This is a genomic window from Streptomyces sp. CB01580 (assembly GCF_001905795.1).
GTDB lineage: Bacteria > Actinomycetota > Actinomycetes > Streptomycetales > Streptomycetaceae > Streptomyces.
The window spans coordinates 271,467-285,369 of sequence record NZ_LIXJ01000007.1 but is presented as its reverse complement, the minus strand read 5'-3'; the positions used below and the strand labels follow the sequence as shown (position 1 = coordinate 285,369).

Below are 13,903 nucleotides of genomic sequence, written 5' to 3'. Positions count from 1 at the left end.
TCAGTGCAGGTCAGAGGGGGTGTATCTGGGACGGGCGTCGCGACTCAACGCGGCTCACATCGCGACTCAGGGCGATGCCGAACCCGCTGAGCGCCCGGCCGCCCCGGCTGCGCGGCGGTCTGATGAAGAGACCACCCGTGCCCGGGGCCGAGTGGTCTCTTCTGCCAGCAGGCGACTGCGGGGGGCGTGAGTCGCGACGTGAGTCAGACGGATACCCCCTCTGACCTGCACTGAGACGCTTGAGTCGCGATGTTCTGAAATGTAGGGCGAACTTGTACCGAAGTCTCGATTTAAGAGCCGTCTGTCGAAGCTGCGGCCCAAGGTCGCCCGGCGGCTGGGCCCCGGACGAGCCTGGCGCGCCGAAGTCGTCCGCCCCGCAGGCGGTCCTTTCAGCTCTTCCGCTCTGACCCGCGCCCACCCCGAAAGGGGGCCCATCTGCCCAGAAAACTAGACAGCCCACACGCTGTCCTGCTGCTGAACCAGCGTTGCTCTGAGCCGTGATGAGCCACGCCTCAGGGCAACGCTGGTTGCGCCTGCTAGCCGTCGGTGAGAGCTTCCGCCAGGTCACCCATGCTGCTGATCACTGCTGTAGCACCCGCATTGGCCAGTCGGGCGCGCTTGCCGTCCTTGTTGGCGTAGCCCACGGGCCGCACCCCGGCACCTATCGCAGCTTGAACGTCAGAGGGCGAGTCACCAACCAGCACAGCCTCTTCCGGGCGGGCCCCGAGCTGTTGGAGGGCTTGCCTCACAGGGAAGGGGTCCGGCTTCATCAGCGCGACGTTTGAGGAACGCCCGATGACGGGCGTCACGAGGTCAGCCACGCCGTGGCGTTGCAGGAAACGACGTACTGCCTCTTCGCCGTTGTTGCTGACGATGCTGACCGTTCTGCCGGACCTCTGGCATGCTGCGATCGCCTGAAGAGCGCCGGGCGTCAGCTCTGCGGTTTCGACTGCCCGCAGTTCAGCCGCAGTCAGCGCGTCGGCAAGCATCCGTAGGTGCGGGTCGTCGTTCTGGCCGGCGGCCTGCACCACCTCCAAGGGGTCGCCATGACTGGAGACGTGCCACGGGAACGCCGCTCCTGCGCGCTCTTGGTAGAGCTGGTTCAACTCCTGAGCAACGCGCGGCGCGGGCAGGGCAGCGAACACGTGGCATACGGGGCCGTCGAAGTCGAGCAGTACGTGCTGGACGCCTGACAACGCCCCGCGCAGAACCGAGACGCTCATGGCGTGAGCTCCTCGCCCAGCATGGTCCATACGCTGTCGTACCACTTCCGGGCCTGTTCCACGAAAAGGCCGCCAGGGGCCCCTTGCCCGTCGGTAGTGGCGAACGGGAAGAGCGTGGCGTCCAGCCCGAAGACGTCCACGATGTCGACCGCTTCGCCCTGAACGGCCACCGTGTTGGAGCCGAGCGGGTAGAAGCCGAAGAACACTTCGGCCCCATTGAGGACATACAGCTTGAACGACGGCGTGATGCCGTGAGTGCGGACCTCTACGCGGGCCTCTTTGACGAGCCCCAGTGTCTTGAGTTCCTCCACCAGGCGCTTTATGCCACGAGAGTGGGAGAGCATGATGTCCCGTGCGCGCTCGGTCACCCGCGGGTCATGGGCGCGGCCGTCGACCAGAACGGGCACCGCCTGAGAGTCGGCCATGTTCGGCACCAAGAGGCGCACGATGATGCTCTCCGGCGTGAGGCGACCGTCGCGGATCTTGTCGACAGGTTCTTGTAGGGCCGCGTAAAGCGTCTCCCCGGAGAATCCTGCGAAATCGATCGTCACGCGCGGCTGCTCAAATGCCCGCTCAATGTGCGTGCGCACCCCTACCGGCCGCTCGGTGCGGCTGCGGACGAACACGCCGCTGCCCTGCCGAGCGACTAGCAGGCCTTCGTCTTGGAGGTCCCGCAGCGCCCGCTGCACGGTCGCGCGGGAAACGTCATATCGCTTCGTCAGTTCGCTCTGAGAGGGCAACCGCTCTCCAGGCTGCAGCTTCTTGGTGAGGATCGCCGCCCGCAGCGCGTTCGTGATCTGCATGTAGGGCGGGCGGGGGTCATCTGGGTCCAGAGGAAAGCTCATGCAGCCATGCTAGCCGAGTCGGTCATGTTAGACATCTACGCCGACACGATTGACATGGCTAGCCATGTTGCCTATGTTGGTCGTGTCGGGCCGCAGGGAACGCGCCGACAGAAAAAGCCCTGGTCAATGCCAGGGCTCCGCCGGGGAGCGGCCTCCTACCGCCAAGCAGCCGACCGCTCCCCAGACCCACGAAGGGGTGTACCCATCATGCCTGGAACCATTGCTGAACGACGTATCGAGCAGGTCGCGGCAGAGGTGCCGTTGGTTGAGCGTCGGCGTGCGGGTGAGGTCTTCCCCCGCGTGCCGGTCGGGTCGGTTGAGCTGTCCCGTGAGCAGGTGGCGGCTGGTCTGTACGTCCAGTTCGCTGCACTGCCGGAACTCCCGAAGCACTTCACCGACGTCGAGCTGCTGGACGTTCTGGCGCGGGCCCTGGACGCTCACGGGCTGGCCGGGCTGGACGATGCACGGCGGGAGCTGGAAGCCCTGCCGCTGGACGACCGGACCGCCACCCGGGCCTACGCCTGCGCCTACCGGCTGTGCGTCGAACACTGGTACCGCGACGCGCTCTGCGAACAGCTCTCGGCCGGTGAGCTGACCTTGGCTCTGTACGCCTCGGACATCGAGGTCACCCGCGACCGTTCGGCCCTGGACCGGCTGTCGGAGGTCGACGGGCACCTGAGTGAGGGTGTCTCCCGGCTCGGGGCCCGGACGCTGGCCCTGTACGGGGACGAGGTTGAGCGGGAGTTCGACCACCCCGACCACCGCGTCCCGTTCGCGGAGCTGAGCGAGACCTACCGGGCGCTCATGCCGGACGCGCGGCGCCGCCGCTTCTGCCGCGACCTCGCGGTCAGCCGCCAGTGGGCCGCCCCCCGGCCCCTGCTGGTGGTCTTCGACGAGGGCGGATACGCGGTCGGGGCCGTTCCGCCGGAGAACCCGCACCTGATCGCCTTCCACCGCGCCTTCCTGCCCCGCAGCCGCCGCGCCCAGATGGGGAGCGCCGCGTGAGCACTGCCGCCCTCAATGCGCTGTATGCGCGGGTGGCCCCCGCCCCGGCGCCGGTCGTCCGCCTCACCGAGCGGGACCGGCGCCGGGACGGGCAGGACTTCCCCACCGTCCCCGTGGCGGGCCTGGAACTGGACGTGAACGAGACCGCCGCCGCACTCTTCGAGACCTCGGCTGACGAACTCGCCGTGCCGGTCCCGACCACCGACACCCTGTACGCGGCCCTACAGGCCGCCGTCGTCGAACTCGGCCCGGCCGGTATCGCGGAGGTCCGCGAGACCTTCGCCGGGCTCCCCGCGGACGAGTTCGAAGAGGTCGCCGGCTGCCGCCAGTTCGCCTACCGGCTGGCCCTGTCGTTCTGGTACGCCGGGGCCCGCTCCCGGCCCCTGACGGTGGGGGAAGCGGCCGTGGCCCTGTACCTGTCGCCCGCCCACCGCCACCAGGCCGACGCGCTCACCACGCGGGCGCCGCTGCTGGTCTCCCGCTCGATCCGGCAGGGCGCCGCCCTGGTCCCCCTCGAAACCCTCGTGCGCCTCGGCCGGGCCGTGACGGACGAGTTCACCACCCCCGTGACGCGGGGAGTCACGCAGGTCAACCACGGCGCCCCTGGTCCGTCGCGGTCGGGCGTCACGGCCGTCACGCCTGGCCGTGACTGGCTCTGTCGGCAGGCGCTTCCGGACCACCGCCGTCGCCGGTTCTGCTTCGACCTCATGCGCGCCGACACCCACCAGCCGTCCCCGCTCCTGGTCCGGCTCGACGGTGGCGGTCACGTTCTCGGAGCGACCCCGCCGCCCGGACCAGACGGCACATGGGCACGCACCCTGCGGGCGCAGTGGTAGCCGCGCCCCGGCCCCGCCACGTGCGGAGTCGGCTGGTCGAGTCGGGTGGAAGTCGGGTGACTGCCACCCCGTCCCCCTCGATCGACTGGCGACCGCTGGCCCGACTCGTACACACCCGCCACACGGACACCCGATCGGTCACCCGATCGCCTGAACAGTCGGGGGTGACCTGCGCATACACCGTTCCCGCACGGGCACCCACGCGGTCACCCCACACCTGTCCGGCAGTGGAAAGGCCGCCGCGTGAACACCCCTATCGATCCGGTGAACACCGGATCGGTCGCCGTGAACATCCGGGGCCGCCGCGTGAACACCCCTATCGATCCGGTGAACACCGGATCGGTCGCCGTGAACATCCGGGGCCGCCGCGTGAACACCGACCCGAAACCGAGCAGCACGAGACGGAAGGACCGGCGGCATGACCCCGCCCCAGACGACCGACCCCCGATCGATCCTCCGCGCCGGACTCCCGGACCGCTACCTCACCCCCGAAGACCTCGCCGCGATGCTCGCCATCCCGATCGAAACCGTCTACCGCTGGCGCAAGCACCGCATCGGCCCGCCCGGCTTCCGCGTCGGCCGCCACGTCCGCTACGACCCCGCCGCCGTCCGCACCTGGATCGACCAGCAGACCGCCCGAGACGCCGCCTGACTCGCACCCAGGTAAAGCCCTCCCCCCTCTACCCCAGGCCCGATCCAACCCGCGACCTGGTCGCCGCTGACGGCTCTACCCGGGCGCCCGCCAGGTAGAGGGGGCCCTTTACCCCGGTAGAGGGGCAGGTAAGGGCCTCTGACCTGCAAGGTAAGGCCGGTAAAGGGGGGTGCTGCGTCTCTGCGCCAAGCCCCGTCGAGCGGGGCCGGACGCACGGGGAGGGAGTTGGGGAGTCGCGCCCATCCTGGGGAGTTCTCCCCAACCGCCTCCCCAACCCACCTCACCCAGCCTGATCAGCGACAACACCCCAGTTGGGGAGCATGGGGAGGCTGGGGAGGCACCGGCAAAAGCCCCCGGAATCCCGGCAGAAAGCCCCCCGACGCACCCCCTGCCCCGCCTCCCCACCGGACCGCGAAGAACGCGACAGCAGGCCAGGGAGGCGGCCCCGCCGGGCGAGGGAGTCAGGGAGAACTCCCTGACCGCCTCCCTGGCCCGCCTCCCTGGTCCTGACCTGTGCAAACACCCATCCAGGGAGGCAGGGAGGCGCCTCCCTAGACCGCCCCGAAACCCCCTCCACAGCCACTTCCACGGCCCCCCCTTGCCTCCCTCCCTGACACGGGCAGGCACCACCAACCGAGAGGACACAGCCCACATGGCTGGCCACATCCAAGACCGCTGGTACAAAACCGAGACCGACGCCAACGGCAAGGAGAGCCGGGTCAAGACCGATCGTTACGGCACCGGACTCCGCTACCGCGCCCGCTACGTCGGCCCCGACGGCGCCGAGAAGTCCAAGAGCTTCCCTGACAAGCAGAAGCGTCTCGCCGAGAAGTGGCTCACCCACATCGCGTCCGACATGTCGCGCGGCCAGTACATCGACCCCCGCGCAGCCCGAATCACCTTCCAGACCTACGCCGAGAAGTGGCTCACGGCTCACACCGCCGACGTGTCCAGTCAGATCGTGACGGAGCAGCGGTTGCGGCTGCACGCGTTCCCTGTTCTCGGCACTCGTCCGCTCGACTCGTTCCGTCCCGAGCACATCCGCGGACTCGTCAGCGTTCTGGAAGCGAACCCCTCTGTGAGTGGTGCGTACGCGCGCAACATCTACGGCGACGTACGAGCGGTGCTGAGCGCGGCCGTCGACGACAGCCTCTTGTCACGCAACCCGTGCTCCGTGAAGTCCGTCCGCCCGCCGGCAGTCGAGCGGCGCCGCGTAGTGCCGTGGTTGCCCACCCAGGTACGCGCCGTTCGCGCGGCGCTCCCCGAGCGGTACCGGACCATGGTCGACACCGGGGCGGGGTGCGGGCTCCGGCAGGGTGAGATCGTGGGTCTCGCCGAGGACGCGGTCGACTTCGAGGGCGGCATCCTGCGGGTGGTCCGACAGGTGAAGCTCATCCGAGGGAAGGCGGTGTTCGCCCCGCCCAAGTGCGGCAAGGAGCGAGACGTACCGCTGCCGCCGTCGGTGGCGGAAGCCCTCCGTGTCCACGTCGACGCCTTCAAGCCGGTGGAGATCACGTTGCCGTGGCGGAAGCCCGACGGCCCGAAGGTGTCGGCCCGGCTCCTGTTCACGAACACCGCGAGCGGCGTCGTGTGGCGCAGCAACTTCAACATCCAGGAGTGGAAGCCCGCGTTAGCGGTCGCTGGCCTGATCCCGGACGCCGACGACGGCAAGTTCGAGTCGGCACGCGAGCACGGCATGCACGCTCTGAGGCACTTCTACGCCTCGGTGCTGCTGGACGCTGGAGAGAGCATCAAGGCCGTGAGCCAGTACCTGGGGCACACGGACCCCGCGCTGACGTTGCGGGTATACGCGCACCTGATGCCGTCGAGTCAGGAGCGCACACGGAAGGCCGTCGACCGGGTGTTCCTGCCCGTGCCTGACGGGTCTGACGGCCCAGATACGGCCCAGTAGTACGGAATTGGCCCCCTGTCAGCGCCAAACGCGCTGGTAGGGGGCTTGTTGCTGCCCGATCACTGCCAGTTCTCCGGGCTTAGGCATGGTTCATCCAGTGTCGCAGACGCAGCGGCGAGGGCCCGCCGTCCTGTGGACAGCGGGCCCTCGCCTGAGAACTCCCTGGTCGGAGCCGGGCGGACCGGTCCTGGGCTCAGCCGGAGCCGACGAACAGCACCAGCAGCAGCCAGACCACCGGAGCGGTCGGCAGCAGCGAGTCCAGCCGGTCCATGATCCCGCCGTGTCCCGGCAGCAGCGTGCCCATGTCCTTGATGCCGAGGTCCCGCTTGATCATCGACTCGCCCAGGTCGCCGAGGGTGGCGCTGGCCGCGACCGCGAGCCCCAGCAGCAGCCCCTGCCACCAGGCACCGCCGTCGATCAGGAACTGCATGCACAGGGCACCCGCGACCATCGCGAAGGCGACGGCCCCGAAGAGGCCCTCGCGGGTCTTCCCGGGGCTGATGCGCGGCGCGAGCTTGTGCTTGCCGAAGCGCCAGCCGACGGCGTACGCCCCTGTGTCGCTGACCACGGTCAGCAGCAGGAAGGTGAGCACCCGCTGCGGCCCGTCGTCCGCGGTCAGGAGCATGGCGACGAACGTGGCGAGGAACGGCACGTAGAACGCGGCGAACACACCGGCCGTGACGTCCTTGAGGTAGCCCTCCGGAGGCTGGGCCATCCGCCAGACGAGAACCGCGAGCGCGGTCAGCGCCACGGCCACCCAGGCGCCCTCGGCGCCCTTCATGTACCCGGCCACCACCATCGCTGCACCGCCGACCGCCAACGGCACGAGCGGCGCGTTGATGCCCTTGCGCTCCGACAGCCGTGAGGTGAGCTCCCACAGGCCCACGACGACGGCGACGACGATCACCCCGACGAAGACGGCCTTCACGACGAACAGCGAGGCGACGATGACGGCGCCGAGCCCCACCCCGACCCCTATGGCGGCTCGCAGATCGCGGCCCGCACGCTTCTTCTGCGGGGACGGTGGCGCGGTGGGCATGGGCTCCTGCGGCTTCTCGTCGCGGAGCAGGGGGCCGCCGTTCGGGCGTGCGCCCCCCTGCTCCCGGTCGTCACGGTCGTCAGCGTCTCCACCTGCGTCAGGGGCGTCCGGCACGATGGGCATGGGCCGAGTCTGCTGGGCGTCATGCACATCGTGCGCGGGACCCACCGGGGCAGCACGCATCTCGGGCGCAGCCCACGGACCGGCTCCCGGCGTGGCGCCCCAGGAAGAGTCGTTCATCAGACTTCGAGCAGCTCGGCTTCCTTGTGCTTGAGCAGCTCGTCGACCTGTGCGACGTACTTCGCGGTGGTGTCGTCGAGCTCCTTCTCGGCGCGACGCACCTCGTCCTCGCCGGTCTCCTTGTCCTTGACCAGCTTGTCGAGTGCTTCCTTGGCCTTGCGGCGCACGGCCCGGATGGAGATGCGGGAGTCCTCGGCCTTGGTCCTCGCGACCTTGATGTAGTCGCGACGGCGCTCCTCGGTGAGCTCCGGGAAGCTCACCCGGATGATATTGCCGTCGTTGCTCGGGTTGACGCCGAGGTCCGAGTCGCGGATGGCCTGCTCGATGTTGCGCAGCGCGCTCTTGTCGAACGGCGTCACGACGGCCATGCGGGGCTCGGGCACCGAGAACGAGGCAAGCTGGTTGATCGGGGTCAACGCACCGTAGTAGTCGGCGACGATCTTGTTGAACATCGCCGGGTGGGCGCGGCCGGTCCGGATCGCGGCGAAGTCCTCTTTCGCGACGACGACGGCCTTCTCCATCTTCTCCTCGGCCTCGAGGAGGGTTTCTTCGATCACCACGTGCTCCTGCGTGTCTTGAGTGGGCCCGGCGTGCTCGGGCCCGCGGATCTGCGTCGCGTCCTCACCTGCACGGTGTCCGACCGGCAGGCCGTTGTCCATCCTCCGGGGCGCCGTGCCGGGACTTTCCCCGCAGGTCCCGGACCCTGCCCGCGGCTTCCCGGGGACGTTTCCCGGTCCTCAGGCCCGGGTGCCCTGGTCACTCACGAGCGTGCCGATCTTCTCACCCTTGACCGCGCGGGCGATATTGCCCGTGGCCGTCAGCTCGAAGACGAGGATCGGCAGCTCGTTGTCACGGCAGAGCGTGATGGCGGTGGCGTCGGCGACCTTGAGATCGCGCGCGAGCACCTCGCCGTATTCGAGCGCGTCGAACTTCACCGCGTCGGGGTTGGTCTTCGGGTCGGAGTCGTAGACCCCGTCCACACCGTTCTTGCCCATCAGCAGGGCCTGGGCGTCGATCTCCAGGGCCCGCTGGGCGGCGGTGGTGTCGGTGGAGAAGTACGGCATGCCCATGCCCGCGCCGAAGATGACGACGCGCCCCTTCTCCAGGTGCCGCACGGCGCGCAGCGGAATGTACGGCTCCGCGACCTGACCCATGGTGATGGCCGTCTGGACGCGGGAGTCGATGCCCTCCTTCTCCAGGAAGTCCTGGAGCGCCAGACAGTTCATGACCGTGCCGAGCATGCCCATGTAGTCGGACCGGGCCCGGTCCATACCGCGCTGCTGGAGTTCGGCACCGCGGAAGAAGTTCCCGCCGCCGATCACGACCGCGATCTCTGCGCCGTCACGGACGACCGCCGCGATTTCCCGGGCGATGGCGTGCACGACGTCGGGGTCGACACCGAGTCCCCCGCCGCCGGCGAACGCCTCTCCGGACAGCTTCAGCATGAAGCGTCCAGGTACCTTGTCGTCATCGCGCTTGTGGTCGCCTTTGGCTGCGTCCGCGCCCTTGTTCATGGAGATTCTCCTCGTGCACATACCAAGAAGGCCATTGCCGGTGGGTCTGGTGTCCCTCAGCGGCAATGGCCTCCTCGTCAGATCTGCGGTCGTACGGCATGGGTGCGGCCGACGACTGCACCGGACCCCCTGAGGGGTCCACCGTTGTTCGCGGACGGACTCAGATGCCGACCTTGATGCGCGAGAAGCGCTTCAGGGTGACACCGGCCTCGTCCAGAACCTTCTGGACCGACTTCTTGTTGTCCTTGGCGAACGCCTGCTCCAGAGCGACGACCTCCTTGAAGAAGCCGTTGACCCGCCCCTCGACGATCTTCGGGAGAGCGGCCTCGGGCTTGCCCTCCTCGCGGGAGGTGGCCTCGGCGACACGGCGCTCGTTCTCGACCGTCTCGGCCGGGACGTCCTCGCGGCTGAGGTACTTCGGGGCGAAGGCGGCGATGTGCTGCGCGACGTCCTTGGCGACCTCGGCGCTCTCCTTGTCCAGCTCGACCAGGACGCCGACCTGCGGCGGGAGGTCGGGCATGGTGCGGTGCATGTACGCGGCCACGTAACCGCCGGTGAACTGCGCGAAGCGGTCCAGGACGATCTTCTCGCCGAGGTTGGCGTTGGCCTCGTCGACGTACGCCTGGACGGTCTTGCCTGCCTCGATCTCGGAGGCGAGCAGCGCGGCCAGGTCGGCCGGGGAGGTGGCGGCGACGTGCGCGGCGAGCGTGTTGGCGACGCTCTGGAACTTCTCGCCCTTGGCGACGAAGTCCGTCTCGCACTTCAGCTCCAGCAGGACGCCGGAGGTCTTGTCCTCGGAGATGAGGGAGACGACGGCACCGTTCTCGGCGGAACGGCCCTCGCGCTTGGCGACGCCCTTCTGGCCCTTGATACGGAGCGCCTCGACGGCCTTCTCGACGTTGCCCTCGGCCTCGTCCAGCGCCTTCTTGCAGTCCATCATGCCGGCGCCGGTCAGCTCGCGGAGCTTCTTGACGTCAGCGGCGGTGTAGTTCGCCATGAGTCTGTGTTTCTCTCTCGAAGTCTGAAAGATCTACGGGTCAACGGCGGGGGCGGTGCTCGTGGCACCGGCCCCCGCCGTCATCAGCCGTGACGGGTGTCAGGCCTGCTCGGCGTCCGCGGCCGGGGCTTCGGCCTTCTCGGCGTCCGCGGCCTTCTCGGCGTCCGCGGCCTTGTCGGCGTCCGCGGCCTTCTCGGTCTCGGCGGAGGACTGGACCTCGGCGTCGGCCTTCTTGTCGCCCTCGAGCAGGTCGCGCTCCCACTCGGCGAGCGGCTCACCGGCGGCCTTCTCGCCCGGCTTCGAGTCACCGGTGGCGGCACCGGAGCGGGCGATGAGGCCCTCGGCGACGGCGTCGGCGATCACACGGGTGAGCAGGGTGACGGAGCGGATCGCGTCGTCGTTGCCCGGAATCTTGTAGTCGACCTCGTCGGGGTCGCAGTTGGTGTCGAGGATCGCGACGACCGGGATGTTGAGCTTGCGAGCCTCGCCGACGGCGATGTGCTCCTTCTTGGTGTCGACGATCCAGACGGCGCTCGGCACCTTCTGCATCTCGCGGATACCACCGAGGGTCTTCTCCAGCTTGGCCTTCTCGCGCGAGAGGACCAGGAGCTCCTTCTTGGTGAGGCCGGAGGCGGCCACGTCCTCGAAGTCGATGAGCTCCAGCTCCTTCAGGCGCTGGAGGCGCTTGTAGACGGTGGAGAAGTTGGTGAGCATGCCACCGAGCCAACGCTGGTTGACGTACGGCATGCCGACGCGCGTCGCCTGCTCGGCGATGGCCTCCTGGGCCTGCTTCTTGGTACCGACGAACATGATGGAGCCGCCGTGGGCGACGGTCTCCTTGACGAACTCGTAGGCGCGGTCGATGTACGACAGCGACTGGAGCAGGTCGATGATGTAGATGCCGTTGCGCTCGGTGAAGATGAAGCGCTTCATCTTCGGGTTCCAGCGACGGGTCTGGTGACCGAAGTGGACGCCGCTCTCCAGCAGCTCCCGCATCGTGACGACGGCCATGGCCGTACTCCTTGGGGTACTCGGTTGTCGCGACCGCAGGATTGCTGTCGCGCCTGACGCCCCGACGCGCCGTGCCACGAAGGACCGAGGAGCGCGGCCACCGTCCGCGAAGAGGGAGGTGGCGGGGCGTGCGAAGTCGACCCGGTGACCCGGATCGCCATAGGAAGTGTACGGGACGGGCCGGGTGCCGGGTGACGGCGCTGTCCACAACCGGTCGGTAGTCCACAGATCCGGTTCATGATCCCCGCGGATCCGGACGGTGCGGGACGGTTCTGCCATGCGACCCGCACCTGATCCGACGGCTTCCCGCCGCGCGCCCGTCCGTGGGCGCCGACTCCGTGCCGCGCCTGCCGCGATGGCGACGGCCGGCCTTCTCGCGCTGCTGTACGGTGCCGCGAGCGGGGCACCGCTGTCCATGCGCCCGGCCGCCCCCGCCGTGGCGGCGTTCCCGGCCGCGCCCGCGCGCGACCCCGTTCCCGGGCCACCGCCCGCACCTGATCCCGTGCCCGAGCCCCTCCCCGCCCCGCCGTCGCAGTCGGACGGCGCCCGGAGCCGGCCGCTCGCCGGACGTCTCGCGATCGTCCGGGGCTGGGAACCACCGGCCGACCCCTACGGGCGTGGCCACCGCGGAGTGGATCTCGCCGCGGCGCCGGGCACGGCGGTGCTGGCGGCGACCACGGGACGTGTCTCCTTCGCGGGGCGGGTCGCGGGGCGCGGGGTGGTGACCATCGAGGTGGCCGACAGCGGCGACCCGCCGCTGCGGACCGGCTACGAGCCGGTGCGCGCGCTCGTCACCGCAGGCGAGGGGGTGGCGGCCGGTCAGCGCGTCGGGGTGATGGAGGCCGGGCCGTTCCACTGCCCGTCGGGCTGTCTGCACTGGGGGCTGCGGCGCGGTGACACGTATCTGGACCCGCTGTCGCTGCTGCCGCCCGAGCTGCTGCGGCGAGGGCCGTCCCGTCTGCTGCCGGTGTTCGGCGTGCCGGAACCGGGCGGGTCGGCCGAGAGGGCCGGGGACGGACTCGCCGCCCCCGGCGTTCTGTTCGCCGCCTCACGACGCGCCGTTCCACCGCGCGCCACCCGACGGCCCGCTGTCAGTCCCGTACGCCCTGTACGCCGCGCAGAACCATGGCCACGGCGGTGTCCGCGATCACGGCAGGCTCCTCCGCCACGCCGAGCTCGATACGGCGGACCGCGGCGTCCACGGAGCCCTGTACCAGCATCGCCGCCAGCCGCGGCTGCTCGTGGCCCAGCTCGCCGAGCGCCTCGACGATCATGGCGATCAGGCCGCCGTGCGCGGCTCTGATCTTCTCGCGGGCCCCGGCGTCCAGCTCGCTCGCCGAGATCGCGACGACCGCCCGGTGGCGGCGGTCGCCGACGAGGTCCAGCTGCCGACGCACATACGCCTCGATCTTCCCCTCGGGCGTGCCGGCCTGCTCCATCGCGCTCTCGACCTCCGCCGCCCAGACGGGGAAGTCGACGGCGCACAGCTCCTCGACGACCGCCGCCCGGGAGCGGAAGTACTCGTAGACGGAGGACCTGGCGAGGCCCGTGCGCTCGGCGAGGGCGGGGAAGGTCAGCGCCTCCGTACCGCCCTCGGACAGCAGGGAGCGGGCGGCGTCCAGGAGGGCGCCGCGCTGCATGGTCCGGTGCTCGGCCACCGAGGCCGCTCGAATCCTGGGCACGGGTCCACTTTACGGCGAGCTGTGTTCGAGCGGGGGTGCGCGGCCCCGATCAGTGGCCGAAGCCATGCGTGCGGCACGGGCCGACGGTGGCCTCAGCGTCCGGCGTCGGCCAGTTTCGCCCGCAGTTGCAGCACCGATTTGGTGTGGATCTGGCTGACCCGGCTCTCGGTGACGCCCAGCACGTTGCCGATCTCGGCGAGGGTGAGGCCCTCGTAGTAGTAGAGCGTGACCACCGTCTTCTCCCGCTCCGGGAGGGTGTTGATCGCCCGGGCGAGCAGCCGTCTGAGCTCGCGGTCCTCGGCGACCTCGACCGGGTCGTCGGCGGTGGTGTCCTCCAGCGTGTCCATCAGGCTCAGCCGGTCGCCGCCCTCGCCGCCGACGTGCAGCAGTTCCTCCAGCGCGACCACGTTCGCCAGGGACAACTGACTGAAGACCGAGTGCAGTTCCTCCAGCGTGATACCCATCTCGGCGGCGACCTCCGGCTCGGAGGGGGTGCGCCGCAGCTGCGCCTCCAGGGTGGCGTAGGCACGTTCCACGGCCCGCGCCTTCTGACGCACCGAGCGCGGGATCCAGTCCAGCGCCCGCAGCTCGTCGATCATGGCGCCCCTGATGCGCGTGATCGCGTACGTCTCGAACTTGATCGCACGCTCGATGTCGAACTTCTCGATCGCGTCGATCAGCCCGAACACCCCCGAGGAGACGAAGTCGGCCTGCTCGACGTTGGAGGGCAGGCCCACGCTCACCCGGCCCGCCACGTACTTCACCAATGGCGAGTAGTGCAGGATCAACTGCTCCCGCAGCCGCTCGTCGCCCGTGGACTTGTAGGAGCGCCACAACTCGTCGAGCGAGGAGGGGGCGGGAGGGCGCACAGTGCCACGCGCAGCCGGTGGTACTGCCGCGCGGTCAGACCCGGAGGTGTGCTGGGGCATGTGGTGCCTTGAGCCGTT

13 protein-coding genes and 1 pseudogene are annotated in these 13,903 nt (G+C 69.6%); 5 read left to right on the top strand and 9 right to left on the bottom strand.

The window, feature by feature from the left end:
* Nucleotides 1–536: 536 nt before the first annotated feature.
* Together AMK22_RS14100 and AMK22_RS14095 are read right to left on the bottom strand one after the other, a co-directional pair.
* Nucleotides 537–1,223, bottom strand: a complete 687-nt coding sequence (locus tag AMK22_RS14100; RefSeq protein ID WP_073784921.1) for an HAD family hydrolase — start codon at nt 1,221–1,223, stop codon at nt 537–539.
* On the bottom strand, nt 1,220–2,068 hold the full coding sequence (locus AMK22_RS14095) for a winged helix-turn-helix domain-containing protein (protein ID WP_073784919.1): 849 nt from the start codon (nt 2,066–2,068) through the stop codon (nt 1,220–1,222). Before AMK22_RS14095 ends, AMK22_RS14100 begins: the two co-directional genes overlap by 4 nt.
* A gap of 207 nt (nt 2,069–2,275) precedes the next feature.
* On the opposite strand from AMK22_RS14095, the gene AMK22_RS14090 reads away from it, so the two are divergent.
* From AMK22_RS14090 to AMK22_RS14070, 4 genes are all read left to right on the top strand, one after another.
* Complete coding sequence (locus AMK22_RS14090) at nt 2,276–3,073, top strand: hypothetical protein (RefSeq protein WP_143203559.1); 798 nt, start codon at nt 2,276–2,278, stop codon at nt 3,071–3,073.
* Complete coding sequence (locus tag AMK22_RS14085) at nt 3,070–3,909, top strand: hypothetical protein (protein ID WP_242433968.1); 840 nt, start codon at nt 3,070–3,072, stop codon at nt 3,907–3,909. The genes AMK22_RS14090 and AMK22_RS14085 overlap by 4 nt, the downstream gene beginning before the upstream one ends.
* 418 nt (nt 3,910–4,327) lie before the next feature.
* A complete protein-coding gene (locus AMK22_RS14075; RefSeq protein WP_073784913.1) occupies nt 4,328–4,561 on the top strand; it encodes a helix-turn-helix domain-containing protein in 234 nt (77 codons plus the stop codon).
* Between the two features lie 652 nt (nt 4,562–5,213).
* Complete coding sequence (locus AMK22_RS14070; RefSeq protein ID WP_073784911.1) at nt 5,214–6,473, top strand: tyrosine-type recombinase/integrase; 1,260 nt, start codon at nt 5,214–5,216, stop codon at nt 6,471–6,473.
* Nucleotides 6,474–6,666: 193 nt separating this feature from the next.
* Here the strand turns inward: AMK22_RS14070 and AMK22_RS14065 are convergent, their stop codons facing one another.
* The 5 genes from AMK22_RS14065 to rpsB form a co-directional block, all read right to left on the bottom strand.
* Nucleotides 6,667–7,752 (bottom strand): phosphatidate cytidylyltransferase, encoded by a 1,086-nt coding sequence (locus tag AMK22_RS14065; protein ID WP_073784909.1) that lies wholly within the window; start codon nt 7,750–7,752, stop codon nt 6,667–6,669.
* The gene (frr, locus tag AMK22_RS14060) at nt 7,752–8,309 is read right to left on the bottom strand and encodes a ribosome recycling factor (RefSeq protein ID WP_073784958.1); all 558 of its coding nucleotides are present in this window, start codon (nt 8,307–8,309) and stop codon (nt 7,752–7,754) included. The genes AMK22_RS14065 and frr overlap by 1 nt, the downstream gene beginning before the upstream one ends.
* Nucleotides 8,310–8,489: 180 nt before the next feature.
* Nucleotides 8,490–9,266 (bottom strand): UMP kinase, encoded by a 777-nt coding sequence (gene pyrH / locus AMK22_RS14055; protein WP_073784907.1) that lies wholly within the window; start codon nt 9,264–9,266, stop codon nt 8,490–8,492.
* A 160-nt stretch (nt 9,267–9,426) separates the two neighbouring features.
* A complete protein-coding gene (gene tsf, locus AMK22_RS14050; RefSeq protein WP_073784905.1) occupies nt 9,427–10,263 on the bottom strand; it encodes a translation elongation factor Ts in 837 nt (278 codons plus the stop codon).
* Nucleotides 10,264–10,362: 99 nt separating this feature from the next.
* Complete coding sequence (rpsB, locus tag AMK22_RS14045) at nt 10,363–11,274, bottom strand: 30S ribosomal protein S2 (protein ID WP_073784904.1); 912 nt, start codon at nt 11,272–11,274, stop codon at nt 10,363–10,365.
* Nucleotides 11,275–11,629: 355 nt separating this feature from the next.
* Between rpsB and AMK22_RS14040 the strand changes: the two are divergent.
* A pseudogene (locus AMK22_RS14040) lies at nt 11,630–12,262 on the top strand (peptidoglycan DD-metalloendopeptidase family protein); the annotation flags it as partial.
* Nucleotides 12,263–12,365: 103 nt separating this feature from the next.
* Here the strand turns inward: AMK22_RS14040 and AMK22_RS14035 are convergent.
* Together AMK22_RS14035 and whiG are read right to left on the bottom strand one after the other, a co-directional pair.
* The gene (locus AMK22_RS14035; protein ID WP_073784902.1) at nt 12,366–12,932 is read right to left on the bottom strand and encodes a TetR/AcrR family transcriptional regulator; all 567 of its coding nucleotides are present in this window, start codon (nt 12,930–12,932) and stop codon (nt 12,366–12,368) included.
* A 116-nt stretch (nt 12,933–13,048) separates the two neighbouring features.
* The gene (gene whiG / locus AMK22_RS14030) at nt 13,049–13,885 is read right to left on the bottom strand and encodes an RNA polymerase sigma factor WhiG (RefSeq protein WP_073784900.1); all 837 of its coding nucleotides are present in this window, start codon (nt 13,883–13,885) and stop codon (nt 13,049–13,051) included.
* Between the last annotated feature and the right edge of the window lie 18 nt (nt 13,886–13,903).

Excerpts from the sequence above, each read along its gene's own strand:
- tsf (WP_073784905.1), bottom strand. The coding sequence starts at position 10,263 with ATGGCGAACTACACCGCCGCTGACGTCAAGAAGCTCCGCGAGCTGACC.
- AMK22_RS14100 (WP_073784921.1), bottom strand. The coding sequence starts at position 1,223 with ATGAGCGTCTCGGTTCTGCGCGGGGCGTTGTCAGGCGTCCAGCACGTA.
- AMK22_RS14095 (WP_073784919.1), bottom strand. The coding sequence starts at position 2,068 with ATGAGCTTTCCTCTGGACCCAGATGACCCCCGCCCGCCCTACATGCAG.
- AMK22_RS14065 (WP_073784909.1), bottom strand. The coding sequence starts at position 7,752 with ATGAACGACTCTTCCTGGGGCGCCACGCCGGGAGCCGGTCCGTGGGCT.
- pyrH (WP_073784907.1), bottom strand. The coding sequence starts at position 9,266 with ATGAACAAGGGCGCGGACGCAGCCAAAGGCGACCACAAGCGCGATGAC.
- AMK22_RS14090 (WP_143203559.1), top strand. The coding sequence starts at position 2,276 with ATGCCTGGAACCATTGCTGAACGACGTATCGAGCAGGTCGCGGCAGAG.
- rpsB (WP_073784904.1), bottom strand. The coding sequence starts at position 11,274 with ATGGCCGTCGTCACGATGCGGGAGCTGCTGGAGAGCGGCGTCCACTTC.
- whiG (WP_073784900.1), bottom strand. The coding sequence starts at position 13,885 with ATGCCCCAGCACACCTCCGGGTCTGACCGCGCGGCAGTACCACCGGCT.
- AMK22_RS14070 (WP_073784911.1), top strand. The coding sequence starts at position 5,214 with ATGGCTGGCCACATCCAAGACCGCTGGTACAAAACCGAGACCGACGCC.
- AMK22_RS14075 (WP_073784913.1), top strand. The coding sequence starts at position 4,328 with ATGACCCCGCCCCAGACGACCGACCCCCGATCGATCCTCCGCGCCGGA.